14 protein-coding genes and 1 other annotated feature are annotated in these 19,695 nt (G+C 39.0%); of the genes, 7 read left to right on the top strand and 7 right to left on the bottom strand.

Going from position 1 to position 19,695, the window contains the following annotated elements; translation table 11 throughout:
• The first annotated feature begins 9 nt into the window (after positions 1 to 9).
• Positions 10 to 846 carry a histidinol-phosphatase HisJ gene (gene hisJ, locus ACERJO_RS10150; RefSeq protein ID WP_247104696.1) on the top strand — a complete coding sequence of 279 codons (837 nt, stop codon included), beginning with the start codon at positions 10 to 12 and terminating at the stop codon, positions 844 to 846.
• On the opposite strand, the gene refZ is transcribed toward hisJ, so the two are convergent.
• Positions 843 to 1,469, bottom strand: a complete 627-nt coding sequence (gene refZ, locus ACERJO_RS10145) for a forespore capture DNA-binding protein RefZ (protein WP_247104695.1) — start codon at positions 1,467 to 1,469, stop codon at positions 843 to 845. The two genes, hisJ and refZ, sit on opposite strands and share 4 nt — an antisense overlap.
• Positions 1,470 to 1,631: 162 nt before the next feature.
• On the opposite strand from refZ, the gene ACERJO_RS10140 reads away from it, so the two are divergent.
• On the top strand, positions 1,632 to 2,123 hold the full coding sequence (locus tag ACERJO_RS10140) for a GAF domain-containing protein (RefSeq protein WP_373647391.1): 492 nt from the start codon (positions 1,632 to 1,634) through the stop codon (positions 2,121 to 2,123).
• Between the two features lie 93 nt (positions 2,124 to 2,216).
• Here the strand turns inward: ACERJO_RS10140 and ACERJO_RS10135 are convergent, their stop codons facing one another.
• Entirely contained in the window at positions 2,217 to 4,457 is a 2,241-nt protein-coding gene (locus ACERJO_RS10135; RefSeq protein WP_373647410.1) for a sensor domain-containing diguanylate cyclase, read from the bottom strand.
• A 472-nt stretch (positions 4,458 to 4,929) separates the two neighbouring features.
• On the opposite strand from ACERJO_RS10135, the gene rpsD reads away from it, so the two are divergent.
• The gene (rpsD, locus tag ACERJO_RS10130; protein ID WP_247104694.1) at positions 4,930 to 5,532 is read left to right on the top strand and encodes a 30S ribosomal protein S4; all 603 of its coding nucleotides are present in this window, start codon (positions 4,930 to 4,932) and stop codon (positions 5,530 to 5,532) included.
• A 388-nt stretch (positions 5,533 to 5,920) separates the two neighbouring features.
• On the opposite strand, the gene ACERJO_RS10125 is transcribed toward rpsD, so the two are convergent.
• Positions 5,921 to 6,898 (bottom strand): Ltp family lipoprotein, encoded by a 978-nt coding sequence (locus tag ACERJO_RS10125; protein WP_373647390.1) that lies wholly within the window; start codon positions 6,896 to 6,898, stop codon positions 5,921 to 5,923.
• Between the two features lie 56 nt (positions 6,899 to 6,954).
• On the opposite strand from ACERJO_RS10125, the gene ACERJO_RS10120 reads away from it, so the two are divergent.
• Entirely contained in the window at positions 6,955 to 7,113 is a 159-nt protein-coding gene (locus ACERJO_RS10120; RefSeq protein ID WP_373647409.1) for an AraC family transcriptional regulator, read from the top strand.
• Positions 7,114 to 7,447: 334 nt separating this feature from the next.
• Here the strand turns inward: ACERJO_RS10120 and ACERJO_RS10115 are convergent, their stop codons facing one another.
• Both ACERJO_RS10115 and ACERJO_RS10110 read right to left on the bottom strand, forming a co-directional pair.
• On the bottom strand, positions 7,448 to 9,280 hold the full coding sequence (locus tag ACERJO_RS10115) for a coiled-coil domain-containing protein (RefSeq protein WP_247104691.1): 1,833 nt from the start codon (positions 9,278 to 9,280) through the stop codon (positions 7,448 to 7,450).
• Positions 9,280 to 11,340, bottom strand: a complete 2,061-nt coding sequence (locus ACERJO_RS10110) for an efflux RND transporter permease subunit (RefSeq protein ID WP_247104689.1) — start codon at positions 11,338 to 11,340, stop codon at positions 9,280 to 9,282. The genes ACERJO_RS10115 and ACERJO_RS10110 overlap by 1 nt, the downstream gene beginning before the upstream one ends.
• A gap of 141 nt (positions 11,341 to 11,481) precedes the next feature.
• On the opposite strand from ACERJO_RS10110, the gene ACERJO_RS10105 reads away from it, so the two are divergent.
• The gene (locus tag ACERJO_RS10105) at positions 11,482 to 12,048 is read left to right on the top strand and encodes a TetR/AcrR family transcriptional regulator (RefSeq protein WP_247104688.1); all 567 of its coding nucleotides are present in this window, start codon (positions 11,482 to 11,484) and stop codon (positions 12,046 to 12,048) included.
• Positions 12,049 to 12,678: 630 nt separating this feature from the next.
• On the opposite strand, the gene tyrS is transcribed toward ACERJO_RS10105, so the two are convergent.
• Entirely contained in the window at positions 12,679 to 13,920 is a 1,242-nt protein-coding gene (tyrS, locus tag ACERJO_RS10100) for a tyrosine--tRNA ligase (RefSeq protein WP_373647389.1), read from the bottom strand.
• 52 nt (positions 13,921 to 13,972) lie between these two features.
• Positions 13,973 to 14,183, bottom strand: a binding site (T-box leader).
• Positions 14,184 to 14,320: 137 nt separating this feature from the next.
• Here tyrS and ACERJO_RS10095 point away from each other — a divergent pair.
• Positions 14,321 to 17,173 carry a transglycosylase domain-containing protein gene (locus ACERJO_RS10095; protein ID WP_373647388.1) on the top strand — a complete coding sequence of 951 codons (2,853 nt, stop codon included), beginning with the start codon at positions 14,321 to 14,323 and terminating at the stop codon, positions 17,171 to 17,173.
• 387 nt (positions 17,174 to 17,560) lie between these two features.
• Positions 17,561 to 17,773, top strand: a complete 213-nt coding sequence (locus ACERJO_RS10090) for a transposase (RefSeq protein WP_373647387.1) — start codon at positions 17,561 to 17,563, stop codon at positions 17,771 to 17,773.
• A gap of 82 nt (positions 17,774 to 17,855) precedes the next feature.
• Here ACERJO_RS10090 and acsA read toward each other — a convergent pair whose 3' ends face one another.
• On the bottom strand, positions 17,856 to 19,571 hold the full coding sequence (acsA, locus tag ACERJO_RS10085; protein WP_373647408.1) for an acetate--CoA ligase: 1,716 nt from the start codon (positions 19,569 to 19,571) through the stop codon (positions 17,856 to 17,858).
• Positions 19,572 to 19,695: the final 124 nt, after the last annotated feature.

The raw sequence follows: 19,695 nt of genomic DNA, 5'->3' as shown, positions 1-19,695 counted from the left end.
GAAAAGATAATGAATATACATGATGGACACGTCCATACGCCCTACTGCCCACATGGCACAAAAGATTCTCTAGTAGCCTATTGTGATGAAGCGATTCGACTCGGCCGTTCAGGCATAACATTTGCTGAGCATGCTCCACTACCCACATCTTTCATAGATCCTACCCCTGATCAGGATAGTGCTATGAAGCAATCTGAGCTACACACATATATAGACGAAATTCAGCAATTGAAAAAAGAGTACCGAAACCATTTAACCATTTATTTAGGTTTAGAAGTCGATTTTATTACTGGATTTGAAGCAGAGACGAAAGCTTTTTTAGAGGAGTATGGTCCGTATTTAGATGACAGCATTTTATCTGTACATTTTATACAAACCGGGGATCACTACGTATGTATGGATTACAGTCCAGATTCCTTTTCACTAGCCTGTGATCAGCTTGGCTCTATTGATGCCGTACACAGCCTTTATTATAAGACTGTGTATCAATCGGTTTCAGCTGAATTAGGAACGTACAAGCCACAACGGATTGGACATATGACATTAGTACAAAAATTTCATAAACGCTTCCGAACGAATACAACACACTTAAAACAGATTACAGCTATTTTAAATAAAATAAAGGCAAAGGGTTATATGCTTGATTACAATGGAGCTGGGGTTATCAAGCCGTTATGCAAAGAGCCTTACCCATATGCCACTGTGGTCCATCAAGCCAAACAAATGAATATTCCACTCGTTTATGGGTCAGATGCGCATCAAGTAAAGGAATTAAACAACGGCTATGACTCATTAGAATTTCATGAACAACTTCTGACATCAGTAAACTTGAATCAAGTCCGTTAAGCAGAAGAGTGAGATTCTATAGAAGAACATAACCAACGTTTAATGACTCTCTTAATGTGTTCCAAATAGCGATCGATAAAGTGTCGATCACTCGGATTCAATTGATACACTTCTTGGAAGTAATGAGGAGACATATAAGGCATTGTGATAAAAGAGCGAATTTGAATGACGATATACTGCACGGGTTGCTTTTGAAACTCTCCTCTTTTCATTCCAAGCTTCACTAGACGCTCTAATTGATACATTTCTTTTCGTAAATAAGTTGCCATAATTTCACGCACAAATGTCGAATCATGCGTCAATTCGCGATGTACCATCCTCGCAATGAAAAGGTTTTCCGTTTGATAAGCAAGCAATTGGCGAATTAATAAATGAAGTCGTTCTGCTACGGTCTCACATTCTCCTTCTAATGAACGATCAACAATTTCAATATACCCTTCGAAAAATGGAATACTCAATTGCTCAAACAACTCTTTCTTCCCACCAAAATGATAGGAAATTAATGCCCCATTCACATTTGCCCGAGCAGCTATTTCTCTAACCGTTGTTCCATTGAATCCATTCATATGGAATAACCAAGCAGCTGCCTCTACAATCTTTTCCTTTGCCATTCCTCTTTGCATGACTCTCACCTCATTGTAACCATCCTTCAGTTAGTTTCGCTCTTTCTTCGCTGAGTCCTTTATAATCTCTTCGACATCGTCCATTTTTCATTTGACAAATTTCTTGCAACCTTTTCCTGTTCTTGATATACTACATTTTTTAAAATGATGGAGGTTATGAGCATGTTTCAATCAATGACTTACAAAGGCACATTAAGTGAGCAATATAATCTAGTAACTAATCAATTGAAAGCGTTAATAGCAGGTGAACCTAATACAATTGCAAATTTAGCAAATGCAAGTTCATTGCTGAATCAATTTCTCCCTGACGTCAACTGGGTTGGCTTTTATCTTGTTGAGGGCGAAGGGCTTGTGTTAGGTCCTTTCCAAGGAATGCCAGCATGTGTACGCATTCCATCCGGTAAAGGAGTCTGTGGAACCTCCCTTGAAAAGAAGCAAACGATACGAGTAAGTAATGTTCATGATTTTCCAGGACACATTGCTTGTGATGCTGCATCACAATCTGAAATCGTCATTCCTCTTATTGTACATGGGCGCATTTTCGCTGTACTTGATATCGATAGTCCTCAGCTAAACCGTTTTACAGAAGAAGAGCAAATTCATCTAGAACAGTTTGTGAATGAATTAGCAAAAGGGATAGAACGTTCGAACTAGGAAAAAGGTAGAAATTAACCTAAACATTATTTGGAGCACCAATAAAGGTATGGCTCGATCGTTTAGCATCAAGCCATACCTTTACACGATTGACTATTCATCCGTTACAAATTTGTTCTTCCCCGTTTCCTTCGCTTCATATAATGATTGATCAGCCCGTTGAAAAAGTTGATTTAAATTTGAGGAATCACCAAACTCACCCCAATACGAAATTCCTATTGAGACTGTAACAGAAGGGTTCGATTCTTGCTTAATACGAACGAGCATCTTTTTAGCTAGTTGACGACCGTCTTCTAGGGTTATTTCTGGCAAATAGAGAGCAAGCTCCTCTCCTCCCCACCTTGCAGCAATACCTCGATCAGTCGTCATTTCTTTTAAAACATTGGCCACTTGAATAATAACCTGATCACCAACCTGATGACCATACGTATCATTAATATGTTTAAAGTCATCAATATCAATTAATAGAAAGGTCCCCTCCCGATCCTTCTCCATCGAGCTTTGAACTTGCTCATCTAAATAGTTTCGTGAGTAAAGCTCTGTTAAATGATCGGTTATAACAAGTCGCTCTAACTCTTCATGTAGCATCGAATTCGTCATCGCTAATGTCGAATGTCGAATCATAGATTGAAATAATTTAAAGTGTCCAAACGTAAAGTGGTAAGGTTCATGATGAAGAGCAATGACCATTCCTGTAAGCTTTTGGTTATGAATCATCGGTACAGCCAACAACGATTGAAACCGAGGGATCCTCCCAATATCGTATACCTCTAATTCACCAATATATATAGGCTCCTTCTCCACTTTCATCTTAGCAAACAAAGGTGACAACTGTGCACTGGTGAGCCGTTCATGAAATAAGCCGGTACTCCCTTCCAACATACGTACTTCATTGTCCTCTTGAAACAAAATAAAACCAACTTCTTCTGCACCAAAAGATTCAATAATTTGACTCGTCATATAATGAACGGTGTCAGTCAGACGTCGATGTTCATTTAGCTGATGTGTTGTTTCATTAATGAGTTGTAAATCTTGGATAAGGTGACGAGACTGTTGATACAGCTCTGCATTTTCTAACGCATTACCACCAGTATCTGCAAGCATTTGAATAAATTCAACCTCCCCTTTCGGAAGTTGGTAGGTATGCGGAGCTTTAATTTCCATCACTCCATATACACCTTGCTTTCCTCGGAGTGGGACAAATAACGTTAACTTGTCTTTTCGTTTGACAATTTGGATTTCACCAGTCACATAAGCATGCTCTACTACTTTACTTCCTACTTCATTTCCATAAAGCAGCGGCTTAATTGGTATCCCATCCTTCCCTTTCCATTCTTGAGAAAGTAATAAATATACGAAGTAACCAGGAAATGCCTCGTGTATGGCTTCCACGATCTCATGTAACACGTCTTCACTCTTCATCGTGGAATGAAATTTCTTCATAACTTGTAATAAAATTTCACGACGCTTGCTTTTATGCTTTTTTCGTTCATATACATATGATTTTTGTAGTAAAGGAATAAATGGCTCAAACCAATGTTTATAATCGTCAAGACTCATATTAGTATTTTCCACTACAAATGGAAAAAAGAATACTAGAATTAATTCTCCATTCAAGTAAACCGGATACATAATATAGGACTTATCAGAGGAAGCAAATAAAGCTTCTCCGTGAATGAAGCAACATGATTCATGATTCGTTTGCTGAATCGCTGTTCCAAATTCGCTCAATTCGATAATTGAAGGGATTGTCACATTAGACGTTAAGGCATACAGGTGATCATCTTGACGCTCATACACTAAAATAGAACGATTACAAGTCCTCTCATAATAGGACGAAAAAGTATCGACTAATGAATGCAATTCGATGTCAAAAGCGGAGTCATTCAATAGATCCATAACAGAAAAGGGCGTAAACAGCTTCTTTGGCTCTTGATAATAAAACAACATCGCTAACCCTTTTATGAAAGAATTTAGATCTAAACCGTTTGATGAATTCAGTGGCGTCACCATTCCTAAATACAGATCATCACTAGAATTTGCAGTAAGTCTATTTGGCAACTTAACCATGTTCTTTTGAAAATAATCATTACATTCGTACAGCCTCTGATGAGGATTAGCTTCTACTAATGACCTGGCGAACCGTAATTCTGTTTCAGACATGTCTCCTGCTTTTTCTAAAAGCAAGAAGGTTAGATTCTTTTCAGTTAAAAAAAATAATGCAGGCCAACCGACTTCAGTTTGTTCTTGATAAACGGTAGCAATTCCCTTTAACCGTTGCTCGTATTTCTTCAATAGATTGTTATCAACAATTACATTCGCCACTTTTTTCATCACCACACAGCCTTCATCCCTTGTAGTAAATTCGACTTATCCTAGTGAACAAAAAACGTCAAAAATTAACTGAAACTACTTACAAAACAACCAAATATTAGAATAGATATAAATAAAAAAAGAATATATAGGACTTTATACATTCCTATTATAAAACAATTATCGTACGAAAACTATCCTATTTGTATATAATTTTTTCATATTTCAAAAAATATTTACGTTGATGGCAATCAAGGATAAACATTGACATACAAGTATAAAATGAATATAATGTACTTTGTGTGAAATAAGACAGCCAGCGTAAGCATGCTTTGTTTTCATTTTGTTCCTCACAGCGGCTGATACGGTTGAGGTGCATTGCGTAACTTCTAGCTGTCGAAGTGAAGATGCATGAAGACAAAATGAACAAGGGATGAGATTACGAATACGGTTGTTATTTTGCAACATCAAAATAACAAGGAGGAGTCACATTATGGCTCGTTATACAGGTCCATCTTGGAAATTATCACGTCGTTTAGGAATCTCTTTAAGCGGCACAGGAAAAGAATTATCAAAGCGTCCGTATGCTCCAGGGCAACACGGTCCAAACCAACGTAAGAAGCTTTCTGAATATGGGTTACAGCTTCAAGAAAAGCAAAAGCTTCGTCATATGTATGGAATGAATGAGCGTCAATTCCGTAACACTTTTGATACTGCTGCTAAAATGACAGGAATTCACGGTGAGAACTTCATGATTCTTCTTGAGTCTCGCTTAGACAACTTAGTGTACCGTATGGGTCTTGCTCGTACTCGTCGTGCAGCTCGCCAATTAGTTAATCACGGTCACATTACAGTTGACGGAAACCGCGTAGATATCCCATCATACCGAGTTAAGCCAGGTCAAGAAATTGCTGTACGTGAAAAATCACGCAACCTAAACGTTCTTAAGGAATCACTTGAAGCAACGGACTTCGTTCCAGCTTACGTAACATTTGATGCTGAAGCATTACAAGGTTCGTACACTCGTTATCCAGAGCGTTCTGAGCTTCCTGCTGAAATTACCGAAGCTCTTATCGTTGAGTTCTATTCACGTTAAGGAGTATGACTTGAATAAAGGATACAGAAAAGCCTTAGAATCGTTGTTATATCAACGATTCAAGGCTTCTTCTTTTTTTTTACGGACTTTGCAATGAAATACATAGAAATGCACGTATTTCCGGTTGATTTTTCGGTTCAAAAAACAAATTGCGTGGGCAGACGTATGTGAAGGGAAAAATCTTCAACAATTTCCACCAACACAAAAATACATTCTTTTATTACATATGAGGACTATCCAAAAATGAATTCTCTTATTTGTCTTCTTTCTGTTGTTATGACCTGGATGACAAGGTTATTTCTTCTCCCACCAATATTTTACTCATACGTAGTTAGCGTAGCTTAGAAAAGGTAAAAGGCACCTGTCGTTTGACAGATGCCTGTATCTTTTAAAGTCCTATTTCATCTACCGCATTAGTAGCCTGTTCATTACTAAAGCCTTCATACTCTAATTGTTCAATTAATCCTACTCTCGAAAAGCTTGTGTAGTCTAAATAATCTTGAGCCATTATGATTGCTTGTTCTTGCCAATCAACATTAATATTGTTTACTGCGTAAGTTGCATCATCATTATCAAAGCCTTCATATTCTAATTGTCCTATTAGTCCACTCTTAGAAAAAGCTGTATATGCTAAATAGTCTTCAGCCATAGAAACAGCATTTTGTTGTGCTAATGTTTGTTCTGGTTCTGATACTTCAACAGGTTCATTTTCTTTTTGGTCCGTAGAAGCGATGTCTTCATTCTCGTCGTCAGTATCTTTCACTAGTGTTTCTTCCAACTCAACTCTTTTCATATCACCTGTTTCAGAAACGCTATCACCCTCTATGTTTTCTCCCATTTCACCAAATACCTCTATAATTTCATCAGGTTGATGAACGGACGTTCCAAGAATGGTCTGAAAAGCCACCCAAACTACAATTTCACCATCAGGCCAATCACCAATAGAAACTTCTTCTTTATAATTGCCGTCCTTAACTTCAATACTTCCCTCTACAATATGGTCAAAATCTTCATCGTGCCAAATTTCATATGCAATTAATGTCCTGTCTGGTAGATTGGTTTCACCCTGAAAACCTAATACATCATCATTCAATTCAGCATTTAATGTTAGTTCAACTACTGTCGAAGTCTCTTCTTCATTACTTGCTTCCACTAAGTCTTCTTGATCTACTGGCTCTGCAGTTTCTTCTATTGGTAAAGTTACAAGTATAAAAAACAAAAGTGCAACAACAGAAATTATAAGGTTCGGAATCACCTTATAGTGTTTATTGATAAATAATAGAATAATACCCACTGGAGCAAACAAAATTAACATGACAATAGTAAACCATTTCTTGTTATAAAACTTTTTCTTTTTTTCTTTCATGACCTAACCCCCACATCTTACTATGTCTATTATCCTAGAGGTGGTTAAATCATGCAATACAAAAGTTGTCATTCTTTACTTCTATTTCATCTTATTATTCTATTTCTGACATATCCATGCTCCTGCAATTTAGTGACCAAAGTTATTTTACAAGTTCATTCAAAAAATTTACCGGACTTACACCAAGTCAATACCATAAAAAACCACAAAATTAAAGAGTAGTAATATGACGGTAGTGGTCTTTCTTAACAGCAAATTGAGAAGCACAGTGCAATCCTGCTCACAGACAACCCTTGCAAATGTTAAAAAGGCTCATACGGATTCCATTACAACTTAAATGAAGGTCACTGAAAAAGTCTCATCAACTTTTTCAGTGACCTTATCAAGCTCTAGTCTTTTCAGCGGCAAAACACACCCTGCATCAATCATAAGTCACCCGTGGAAGGTGAGGACACGACCAGAACAGGAGGCTCATTCTCATTTTTATTGATCTTCTACGTTCAAAAAGATACTCTTCGCTTTTCCTCCACCTCTTCATCAGTAAAGACATTATGATACAAATAAGCTAATTAATCTACTCCAAAACCCTTCCTCCTGCTGCTCTTCTTCTTCAACTAGTTCCTCTTCTTCTAAAGAAATAGCCGCTGTTTGCATGATAAATTGGACAGAGTCGACATGTTCATTTTGTTCTGAGACGAAAGAGACAACGTCTAAGTCTGATTTGTCATATCCGGCAATCATTTCATTGATTTCATCTTCCATTTGTTCAGGGAGGTCACTTGTCGCTTCATGTAGCTCTTCTGTTCCCTCTTCAAGCTCACGAACCCCACTTTCAAACTCTGCTGTTCCGTCAGCTAGCTCACCTATCCCTTCATGCAGATCACTGTAGGAATGAGCAAGCTCGCCAATTCCATCCATATAGCTTACGAGTCCATTATGGAACTCGCCATACTGACTTGCCATTTCATCAAGTCCCGTCACTAATTCATCTAATGCTTCCAATTGCTCAAAATCGGAGAGTGAGCTAGACAGCCCATTTGAAATAGTGGTCAACGCGACAGCCATCTCCGTTAATGAACTAGACATCAATGGAAGGTTGTCGTCCACTGCACGTAATCCTTCGTTAACAGCATTGTATGTGCCTTTAACCGTTAATGAAGCAGAATAGCTTTCAACTAACTTATTCACAACCCCCACATCGGCTCCGCTCGCATAGAGCTTAGCAATATCATCCTCGGAAATAGCATGATCCGGTATCTCACTAATCGCTTCATCTAAAGTCGCCAGAATCCGTTGATAATTATCATGTAATTGCGTCAATCCTTCTGCACCTTCATCTAATCCTTTTCCAATTTGCTTTAATCCTTCAGATAGCTCAGTCAATCCATCTAAATCGCTATCGAAGGAAGGGTTATTTAGTGCACGACTTATTTGTTGAAGCGACGAATGAATCGTCACTGATGCCTCTAGCAAATCATCAGATGCTTCTGACACTTCATTTATACCACCATGAAATTGAGAAGAACCTTCTTCTAAGCTAGTTGTCCCTTCATGTAGCTCACTTGCACCAGTTCTTAGGTCAGCGACACCATTATTTAATTCTTCAATCGCATCCGTCAATGTTCTCATTTCATCTGTTAGTTCATTATCGGGAACATCGATCGCCATCGATGGTGGAATCGCAGCTATTTCAATGCCATCCATTTCAAAATCGATCACATCCGCTGCCACCGTTAAATCAGCATCTTGCTCTGGCATAACCGTAAACGTTAATTGCTGATTCTTCCCAGCATTCGCTACTGTTGCTCCTTCCGCTTCAGTGACCTTTGCTAAGTCAGAGTCAAACGTAATGGTTATTTGCAACAAATAATTTTCATAAAAAAGCGAATCAACCTGTTCATTCGCTGATGTTTCAATTTCAATACTTAGCTCTCCCTCTACCCCTGCAAGCTGATCAGCTGTAACAGATTCCCCATTTAACCAATAAGAAACTGTCACATTCCATGGTAGTGGTTTATCTTGTAGATACCCTTGATAATAAAAGGCACCTTCGTCTGCTGTGAATTCAACCTTATCAGCATCAAAGGAAAGGTCTGCTAGGTCAGTTAAATTCTTGACACGTTCATAAGTCCCGTAATCATAAATGATCCCACCCTCTACCACATCAAAAATATTAACCACATACATATTCTCCAGCATACCTGTAGCATTTAAATTGGCATAAATAACCTCGTCTTTTCCATTACTCACGCCAGCTTCACTATCATGGTCACTAGTAGAAGGGGCAGATTGTTCTTCCTCGCCTATATTTGCATAGCCAAGGAAAGGAAACAACATCAGTATAGCTACTAACAAAATCGCTACCCATCGCTTTCGTCTCATTATTCATTCTCCTTCATAAAATTTGCTCTCCACGTTGTTTTATCTATGAGCTTATCAAATATGACTAAAACAGCCGGTAAAAAGAACACAACTAGTAGAAACGCTAATAAAGCTCCACGCCCTAGTAACAATCCAATTGAACCAACGATCGGATTAGAAGACGTCATCCATAAAATAAACCCAACACTTGATAAAATCGCTGCTGAAATGGAAATCGAGAACGTTTTTTCATTTAATGTTTTCTTAATAGCTTCCAGAGCTGAATGCTGTTTGCGATTCTCTTTGTAACCTTCTGTTAACAAAATCGCATAATCAACTGTAGCAGCTAATTGAACGGTACTAACAATTAGATAGCCTAAATAATCTAATGTCATATTCGAAAAATAAGGGACAGACAAGTTAATCCAAACGGCTGCTTGAATCGTTAAGATCAGGACAACCGGAAATGAAATCGATCGGAATGTAACGAGCAACACAGTAGCAATCGCCAATACCGTCAAGAGATTAACTATCATGTTATCTTTTGAGGTGATCTGTTTCATATCATATAACGTCACACTTTCCCCCAAAACAAGTACATCCTCACCGTAATACTGTTCTGCCTTCTCTTGTACTTCTTCTACTATTGAAAAGGCAAGATCACCTTCCGCAGCCGTTTCTTTATTAATAATCATTCGACTATAATTTTCTGAAAAGAATTCATCAGTTATCGATTCATCCAAATATTCTGGTGGAATAACTGAGCTAACAGCTTCAGAATAAGAGATGACACTTTTGATTTCATGTATCTCATCTAACTCTTGAATGAGCTCCACTTCTCTTACCAGCTCGTGACTTGGAACGAGCAAGACCATCTGTGTTAATTCACCAAATGCTTCTTTTATTTCACGTGAATCATTTCCTGCTCTAGTCGATTCAGGCTGTTCCCCTAATCCATATGTGAAAACCGTATTATTTTGTGCTAAAAATGCCGGGACCATTATTAGAAGAACAAGAATAAGAACCGGAAATCGTGCTTTCATAACACCTGATCCAATATTGCGAAATGGACGAATTAAAGGCTTATGCTGTGTGCGATCAATCCACTTATAGAAACATAAAGTGAGAGCTGGTAAAAACACCATCACACTAATGAAGCTAAGCGCAATTCCTTTCACCAAATTAAAGCCAAGATCAGCTCCAATTTCAAAGCTCATAAATGTTAAAGCGATAAAACCAAAGAAGGTCGTTGCCGCACTCGCCGAAATAGCTGGAAACGCCTTTTTGATCGCGAGCTTCATCGCTTCTACTGGTTCGTAGTTGCGTTCACGATAATCAGAGAATCGATGGAGCAGAAAGATCGCATAATCTAATGAAACAGCAAGCTGTAAGATTGGACTAACAGATTGTGTAATAAATGAAACCTCTCCGATGAATAGATTCGTACCTAAATTAATCAAAACAGATACGCCAATAGCCGTAAGAAAGAAGACAGGCTCTATCCATGAATTCGTTGAAACGACGAGGATCAGAATAATAATAGGGACTAATAATAGTGCTGCGTATAACGATTCAGATCCTGCCATTTGCTGAGAAACAGCTGTGTCTACCGCTTCCCCTTCCATCGCATTCTCTTCTCCGATTAATTCGTAAATCTCGTTCGTAATTCTTACCTCTTCTCCTTCTTGAATACGAAGGGTCATAAGAGCACGTTCGTTCAAATAATAAGATTCAACGACATCCTCATCGATGATTTCAATCGGTATTTTCAAATCAATGACATCATCTAACCACATAACATCTGAAACTCCGTTGATTTCTTCTAAATGATCTTTATATACTAATGCTTCTTGAATCGTTACGTCATTTATTAACACACGGGCATTCGGTACTGCTCCATCAAACTCTTCATTCATTATGTCTATTGCCGTTGTTGATGGTGCATCTTCAGGTAAGTAATCAGCCATATTGTAATTGACAGCTACAAAAAATTGCGCAATCGCACAAATGAGCGTAATGATAAGAAAACTCGTAACGATTCGTTTTCGATATGTAATAATCAGGTCTGCTATTCGATCCAAGCTGATTCCCCCTTGATTTAACCTCACCACCAAATTATAATAACACTGTGTTGATTAATCAACATACAGTTTATTAAAAGACGTTCAATATCCAACATGTAAGCATTTACTTGTTGTGCATAAAGAAAGAGGAGATAAAAAATGAGTGAAAAGCTTGATCGCAGAAAGCAATACACACGTATGGTATTAAAGAATAGTCTCATTGAATTATTACAAGACAAGCCAATCAACATGATTTCTGTGAAAGAAATTTGTCAGATGGCAGACATAAACCGTTCTACCTTCTATGCTCACTACACAGATCTTTATGACCTCCTTAAGCAATTAGAAGAAGAGATTATTCAAGATATTAAGGGAACATTAACAAGTTACACATATACAAAAGAAGAAGATTCATTAGCGGTTACAATCAAACTGTTAGAATATATCGCTGAGCATAGTAATAGCTGCCAAACGTTATTCAGTGAACACGGTAGTCCCTCGTTTCAAAATGAAGTCATACATATTGCTCAAGACTGTGCAATTGATCAATGGGTAACATATAATAACATCCCCTCTCACATTGCAGAATATATTAGTTTGTTCATGGTCAATGGAAGTATTAGAGTTATCCAGCAATGGCTGAAAAATGGGATGGACCAACCACCGAAGGAGATGGCAGAAATGATTCATGAATTTTCGGAAAGAGGAATCTCAGCATTTACGTAAGAAAGATCGCGGTAGTAGGGCACTGAAAAAGGTTGGTTTTATACTTTTCAACGCCCTTTGACCAATGAGCGAACCGTTATTTTTTTAAAAAAGCTTGATATGATTCGATTTTTCCTATTAGGCTAGCAAAAGTGAAGCCATTGCGATCAAATCAAAGCCACTAAATAAACGGCTTTTTCAGTGGATACCGCGGAATCGATCTTTTCTCCATTGAGTTGTGCTGAGCCTACTGCACTGAATACGCCTCTCCAATGAATTCACTTTCATCCATTTTGATGGAACCTCATTCCGCTATTCGAACCATTAAGAGCTTTTTTACGGTCCGTCCGGAACCTCATTCCGCTATATAACCATTTGCGCTTCGCTTTGCTGTTATTTTGGCGTATTAGCGGAATGACGTTCCACTTCGAACTCAAATCGGCTTATTTTATCCACTTTACGGAATGAGGTTCCGATTAGCATAAGAAAAACACGATACCGATCTTTTCTTAATACATTGTGCGAAGCCAACCTTAGATCTTGCCAATATTCTCTAAGTTTTCCCTGCAATTCCTTCCACGAATGTTATAATGCTTATTCTGTATAAAAACGCTTGAAGGATATAGATTCCTTCAAGCGCTTGTTCTCTCATTACTTTATGATTTTAACAAACTTCCTCTTCCCAACTTGAATGACAAGTCCGTCCTCAAGCTCTACTTGTAGCTGGACATCGCTAACCTTTTCCTCGTTAATCTTCACACCACCATTTTGAATCATTCGTCTAGCTTCACCTTTAGATGGCATCATCTTCAGTACAACTAATAACTCAACAATCCAAATCGGGGATTCGCCTTCCCACTTCACTTCTGGAATATCAGTCGGCAATGAACGCTTTTGGAAGACCGTTTGGAAGTACTCCTTTGCTTGCTGTGCAGCTTCGTTGCCATGATACATTTCAACAAGCTTAGCCCCAAGGTTCATCTTTGCATCTCGTGGATGAGTAGAACCGTTCTCTAACCCTTTTTCTAATGATTCAATTTCTTCCATAGGAAGATCAGTCGCAAGCTTGTAGTACTTAACCATTAGTTCATCTGGAATGGACATCGACTTTCCAAACATTTCATTCGGACTTTCATCAATTCCAATATAATTTCCTAATGACTTGGACATTTTCCGTTCACCATCTAATCCTTCAATTAATGGCAACGTAAGAGCCACTTGCTTTTCTTTTCCGTATGCATCCTGTAAATGCCGCCCCATTAATAGGTTAAACTTCTGGTCTGTTCCCCCTACCTCTATATCTGACTCTAACGCTACCGAATCATACCCTTGCATGAGGGGGTAGAAAAATTCGTGTACGGAAATGGCTTGACCTGACTTATACCGTTTTTCAAAATCATCTCGTTCAAGCATTCTTGCTACCGTCATATTACCTGCTAATCGAACAACATCCTCAAAAGTGAGTGGCTTTAGCCATTCAGAATTGTAGTAAAGCTTAGCCTTATCCATATCTAAAATTTTACCGTACTGTTCCACATATGTTTCGGCATTTCTCTTCACTTCTTCATCTGTTAATTGCTTTCTCGTTTCTGACTTCCCCGTTGGGTCACCGATTCGCCCAGTGAAATCGCCAATTAACATTTGAATCTCATGACCGAGTTCTTGAAACTGACGTAATTTATGTAAAACGACAGTGTGCCCAATATGGACATCTGGTGCAGATGGATCCATACCGAGCTTAATTTTCAACGGTTTACCTGTTGTAACCGACTTTTCAATTTTTTTGCGAAAATCTTCTTCTGGAACAATCTCAACAACTCCACGCTGTAAATAAGCTAATTGTCGCTCTACTTCAGTCTTCTGTTCTGCAGTCAATATAACTTCCTTTTCCATGTAATCAGCTCCTTTAAATATTTTGACACAAAAAAAAGATCCCAACCCCTTAAAAAGGGACGAGATCCTCGCGTTACCACCCTTGTTGCTACACTTTTGCCAATGTATAGCCACTTCATTTTCATAACGGCAAAAACCGTTCTTTGTTCACAAAGAAAGCTCCAGGCTGTAATTCATCCAAGACTTTTGTACTGATTCCCACCAACCATCAGCTCTCTATCTCCAGGGAAGTTTGGATTACTAAGACCGTTCAACGCTATCATCACTATTTATTTGAATGATCCATTTTTATCATATTCTTCACATGTATGTCAAGATGAATGAGACAAAATCAAACATTTCATATCGTCACTCGACGGCTTGTGCTATAATATATCATGAATTTAGGAGGTAAACAAACATGGAAAAGGAAAACTCGACTTTCTTAGAAAAGATAAGAGGTTTCTCCAAGGTCCTACATCAAAGAACGTTATTTCGAACAATCGGAATTACGTATCAAGTCTTTTGGAATTTATTTCTTATTTTTCTTGTCTTAATATGCATGATGATCTTTTTTGCTGGTGGAGCTGCTGCTGGTTATTTCGTCTCACTTGTAAAAGACGAACCTCTTCTATCTGAAGATGAAATGCGAACAGCCGTCTATGACTATGACGAAACGAGTCAAGTTTTCTTTGCTAACGATGTCTATTTAGGTGAATTACCTTCAGATATTGAAAGACATGAGGTTAGCTTAGAAGATGTTTCTGAACATGTCATTCAAGCTATTATCGCAACAGAAGATGAATACTTCTATGAACACGAAGGCATCGTCCCAAAAGCGATCATGCGTGCGATGTTTCAAGAAGTCGCCAACTCCTCCCTACAAACAGGAGGAAGTACGCTTACACAGCAATTAATCAAAAATCAAATATTAACGAATGAAGTATCCTTTGACCGTAAAGCATCCGAAATTTTATTTGCTATGCGCTTGGAGACTTACTTGGAGAAGGACGAAATTTTAGAAGCCTATTTAAATATCGTTCCGTTTGGTCGTAACGCTTCTGGTCGACAAATCGCAGGTATTCAAGCAGCAGCTCAAGGTATTTTTGGTGTCGATGCTTCGGAATTATCAATTCCTCAAGCTGCATATATTGCTGGTTTACCACAAAGTCCGTTTGGCTATACACCGTTTCGCAATGATGGGTCGATAAAGGATAGCATTGATCCTAGTATAAACAGAATGAGTACGGTCCTGTCTAGAATGTACGAAGCTGGATATATTACGGAAGAAGAACGTGCTGAAGCATTAGCATATGATTTAGAAGAGAACTTCGCTGATTTTACACCTTCACCTATTGAAGAGTACCCTTACTTGACGTATGAAGTACTCCGAAGAGCGATTGATGTTTTATCCAAGCAGCAGATGGAAGAAGATGGCGTTGATCTATCAGAATTAGATCAGGAAGAACAGCTTGAAATGAGACAGCGTTATCAAGAAATGGTGTCGCGGGACCTTCGAGGAAATGGTTACCGCATTCATACAACCGTTGACAAAGATATTTATTTATCGATGCAAGAATCGATTCAAGATGATCATCTATTTGGTCCAAATAAAGAAGGTAAGCCTGAGCAAGTCGGGGCTGTCTTACTTGAAAACAGTACAGGAGCGATAAAAGGGTTTGTCGGTGGTCGTACAGAAGGTAGTGACGATCATTATAACCGTGCAACACAAGCATATAGACCGAACGCCTCTACAATGAAACCATTAGTGGCGTATGCACCGGCTCTTGAAATTGGTGCTGTTCAACCAGGAATTGTGATTCCTGACACGATTGATCACTACCCAAGTGGGAAGGAAATAACTAACTTTGACAACCAGCATTTAGGTCTCCTTTCAGTAAGAGAATCAGTAGCACGATCACGAAACGTACCAGCCGTTCGAGCTTATCGAATGGTGCCGTTTGAACAAAAGCGACAAACGTTACTTGACTTAGGATTCGTCTTACCATCAGATGCGCCTTATGAATCATCTCCACTTGGTACAAACGATGTAACCGTAGAGCAAAATACAAATGCCTACGCCACGTTTGCAAATGGAGGAACGTATGTGGAGTCTTATATGATCGAACGAATTGAAACCGCTGATGGTGAGTTGATCTATGAACATGAAACGGAAACAAGAGACGTCTTCACACCGCAGACTTCTTATCTTATGATCGATATGATGAGAGATGTATTACGCGGAGTTGGAACGGCATCGTCGTTACCAAGCCGACTATCGTTTTCAGCAGATTGGGCTGGGAAGACAGGTACTTCTGGTGAGAACCGAGATTCATGGTTTGTAGCATCTAACCCTAATGTCACGATGAGTGTTTGGATTGGTTATGATGACCAACGTCATGTTATTGAAGGGCGTACCGGTCCAAAAACACAACAAATTTGGGCAAATTTAGCTAATGCAGCTTATTCAGTTGACCCTGATTTACTAGCGCCTAGCAACCGGTTTGAAGCGCCAAGTGGTATTGTGAGTCGTTCCATTTGTAGCTTAACAGGTATGCTTCCTTCTACAGCATGCCAAGAAGCAGGATATGTGACGACAGATTTATTCAACTCGAAATTTCTCCCTTCTGAAGAAGATGGTAGCCTTGAAAGCACACGTTATGTCACCATTAGCGGCAAAAATTATATCGCATTAGATTCAACACCATCAGAATTTACAGAAGAAGGAATAAAACTTTCTGAAAGCTTTTGGGATATTGACAATATCGGACAATATTTACCTGACTCTATGAGAAATATTGTACGAGATGATGAGGCACCAAATAACGGGCGTGTTCCTCGAGATGTAGAAAACGTACGAATTAACGGTGACGAGTTACGATGGTCTGTTCACTCAGATAATGACATTATCGGCTACCGTGTATACCGTGCAGCAAACGGAACAACAGACTTTGAAGCTATAGCCAATGTAGTGGGGAATGAAACAACCTCTTATTCAATTAGCGGAAATTCAAATTCCTACTATGTTACAGCGATTGATACAGCTGGACGCGAGTCAGCACGTTCATCAATTGCTGAAGGCGAAGACTATGTTCCAGAAATCATTGAAGAGGAAGAAGACGAGGAAGAGGAGCAGGAGGAGGAAGAGAGCAACAACTCCTCTAATGAACGGCAAAATGGAAATGCTAACGCCAATAGCAACAACAATTCCAATAACGGAAACAGAGGAAACAATAATCGAAATGACAATGATGAAGATGAAGATGAAGATTAAACCTTTTGACATTCGCATTCGAAATTACCTCGTTTAAAAGTAAAGAGGCTGGGACATAACTAAAGTGTCTATCTGGAAACCCGAACAAAAGATGAACGTAGCGGATGAAATATACGTAGACTCCTGCGGGATGAAAAGCCAAGGGTGAGACCCCGCAGTGCGAAGCACGAGGAGGCTCACCGGCTTCCCGCGGAAAGCGAAGTATATTTCAGGAGCGGTTTACGTCCACCATCTATCATTGTTCGGCTTTTCTTTTAGTTAAACCACTTTTGTCCCAGCCTCTTTTGCTAGAGATTTGCCACAATCTAGCGCTTCGAACCCACTCCCTGGTAGGGGATTTATTTAGTGGAGAAATAGATATCTATACATTCCCTAATCAGAAACGACTTGAATTTCAAAATCATTAAGTCCGTACTGATCGAACAGATTTCCGAAGAAGCTTCAATCTATGAATGCGAAGGTTGTTCAGGGTGCCCATTCCGTTCATCATGTACAAAAGTAAAAGAAGGCACCCACCGAAAACGAAAGCTTCGCGTTAATGGCAGTGAATATAAAACACTGCCAACAACTAAGAGAATAGAAGAATTACACGTAAAATAGGAAAAGGTGAATTTGAGCTACTTTGATTCACCTTTTCCACTATTAGACGCTAGTTATGTCCTACCTCTTTTCGTCATTGTGATTAATCTTCCATTGTCGATAAATCACCGGTTGGCAAGTCTAGTTCCCATGCTTTTAAAACACGTCGCATGATTTTACCACTTCTCGTCTTCGGTAATTTTGCTCTGAATTCAATTTCACGAGGTGCAGCATGGGCTGCTAATCCTTTCTTCACGAATAAACGGATTTCTTCCTCCAGCTCCGCTGTTACCTCATACCCATCACGTAAAGCAATAAATGCCTTAATGATTTCTCCTCTAACGGGATCCGGCTTACCAATGACACCTGCTTCAGCGACTGCTGGATGCTCAACAAGCTTACTTTCTACTTCAAATGGGCCAACACGTTCACCAGCCGTCATAATGACATCATCTATACGGCCTTGGAACCAAAAATAACCATCCTCATCCATATAAGCTGAATCTCCTGAAACATACCAGCCTTCTAACCGAAAATAACTATCATACTTCGGCTTATTATTCCATACCGCTCTCATCATGGACGGCCAGCCGACTTTTAATGCTAAATTCCCCATACGATTTGAAGGTAATACATTACCTTGGTCATCAATAATGGCTGCTTCAACACCTGGAATTGGCTTACCCATTGAACCTGGTCGAATTTCCATCGATGGATAGTTACAAATCATTTGTGCTCCCGTCTCAGTCATCCACCATGTATCGTGAATTCGTAAATTGAAAACATTCTTTCCCCATTTAATTACTTCTGGATTTAATGGCTCACCGACACTCAAAATATGCCTTAATGAAGATAAGTTATACTTCTTCACTATTTGATCTCCAGCACTCATTAACATCCGAAACGCGGTTGGCGCACTATACCATACCGTAACTTGATACCGTTCCAACGTTTCATACCAATCTTGTGGACTAAACCGACCACCACGTATAACATTCGTTGCTCCTGCTAACCAAGGACCAAAAATCCCATAGGACGTTCCTGTCACCCATCCAGGATCTGCTGTACACCAATATATATCATCCTCTTTTAGATCTAATACCCATTTTGCTGTTTGATAGTGCTGAATCATTGCATTATGTACATGTAGGACACCTTTAGGCTTTCCTGTTGACCCAGATGTATAATGCAAAATAAGCCCATCTTCACGATCTACCCATTCAATATCGAACTCTGAGCTAGCTTCATTTAATCGTTTTTTGAAATCCAAATAAGAATCCTGCTCAGTAAACTCATCATCGACAATAAAAACCGTTTCGAGATGAGGAAGATCTGCTACTGGCACACGCTCTAATAAAGCAGGGGTTGTGACTAACACTTTAGCTTCACTGTCCTCCAAGCGATCTCTTACTGCGCCTTCCATAAAGGCTTCAAAAAGCGGTCCAACAATTGCCCCGACCTTTAGTGTACCTAGAAAGGCAAAATAGAGCTCTGGGGAACGTGGCATAAAAATAAACACACGATCGCCCTTTTCCACTCCAACACTTTTCAATACATTTGCAGCCTTGTTTGACTGTTCCTTTAATTGTATAAACGTGTATGATTCATCTCTTTTTGCATCACTGTAATAAAGAGCTATTTGATCAGCCTTTCCATTATCAACATGGCGATCAATCGCTTCATAAGCCATATTAACAAGTCCTGTTTCAGCCCAACTAAATGTTTCTTCAGCATCTTTCCAATTAAATGATTGGTTAGTACCCTCATAGTTTGTAAGATTAAATGTTCCTTTTTCAGACGGAAGCGCTTGCATTTTCATCACACATCTTCCCCTCTATTGATAAGTTTTCAATTTACATTATAATAGTAACTGAAAACGTATTCAAATTCAAACTGTAAACCTTGACTTCTTATGAGAAAATATTCCTGAAATTCTTTTCTCA

It is taken from the genome of Halalkalibacter sp. AB-rgal2, assembly GCF_041821005.1.
GTDB lineage: Bacteria > Bacillota > Bacilli > Bacillales > Bacillaceae_D > Halalkalibacter.
The sequence above is the reverse complement of the archived record's forward strand: the minus strand, read 5'-3'. Positions and strand labels throughout refer to the sequence as shown.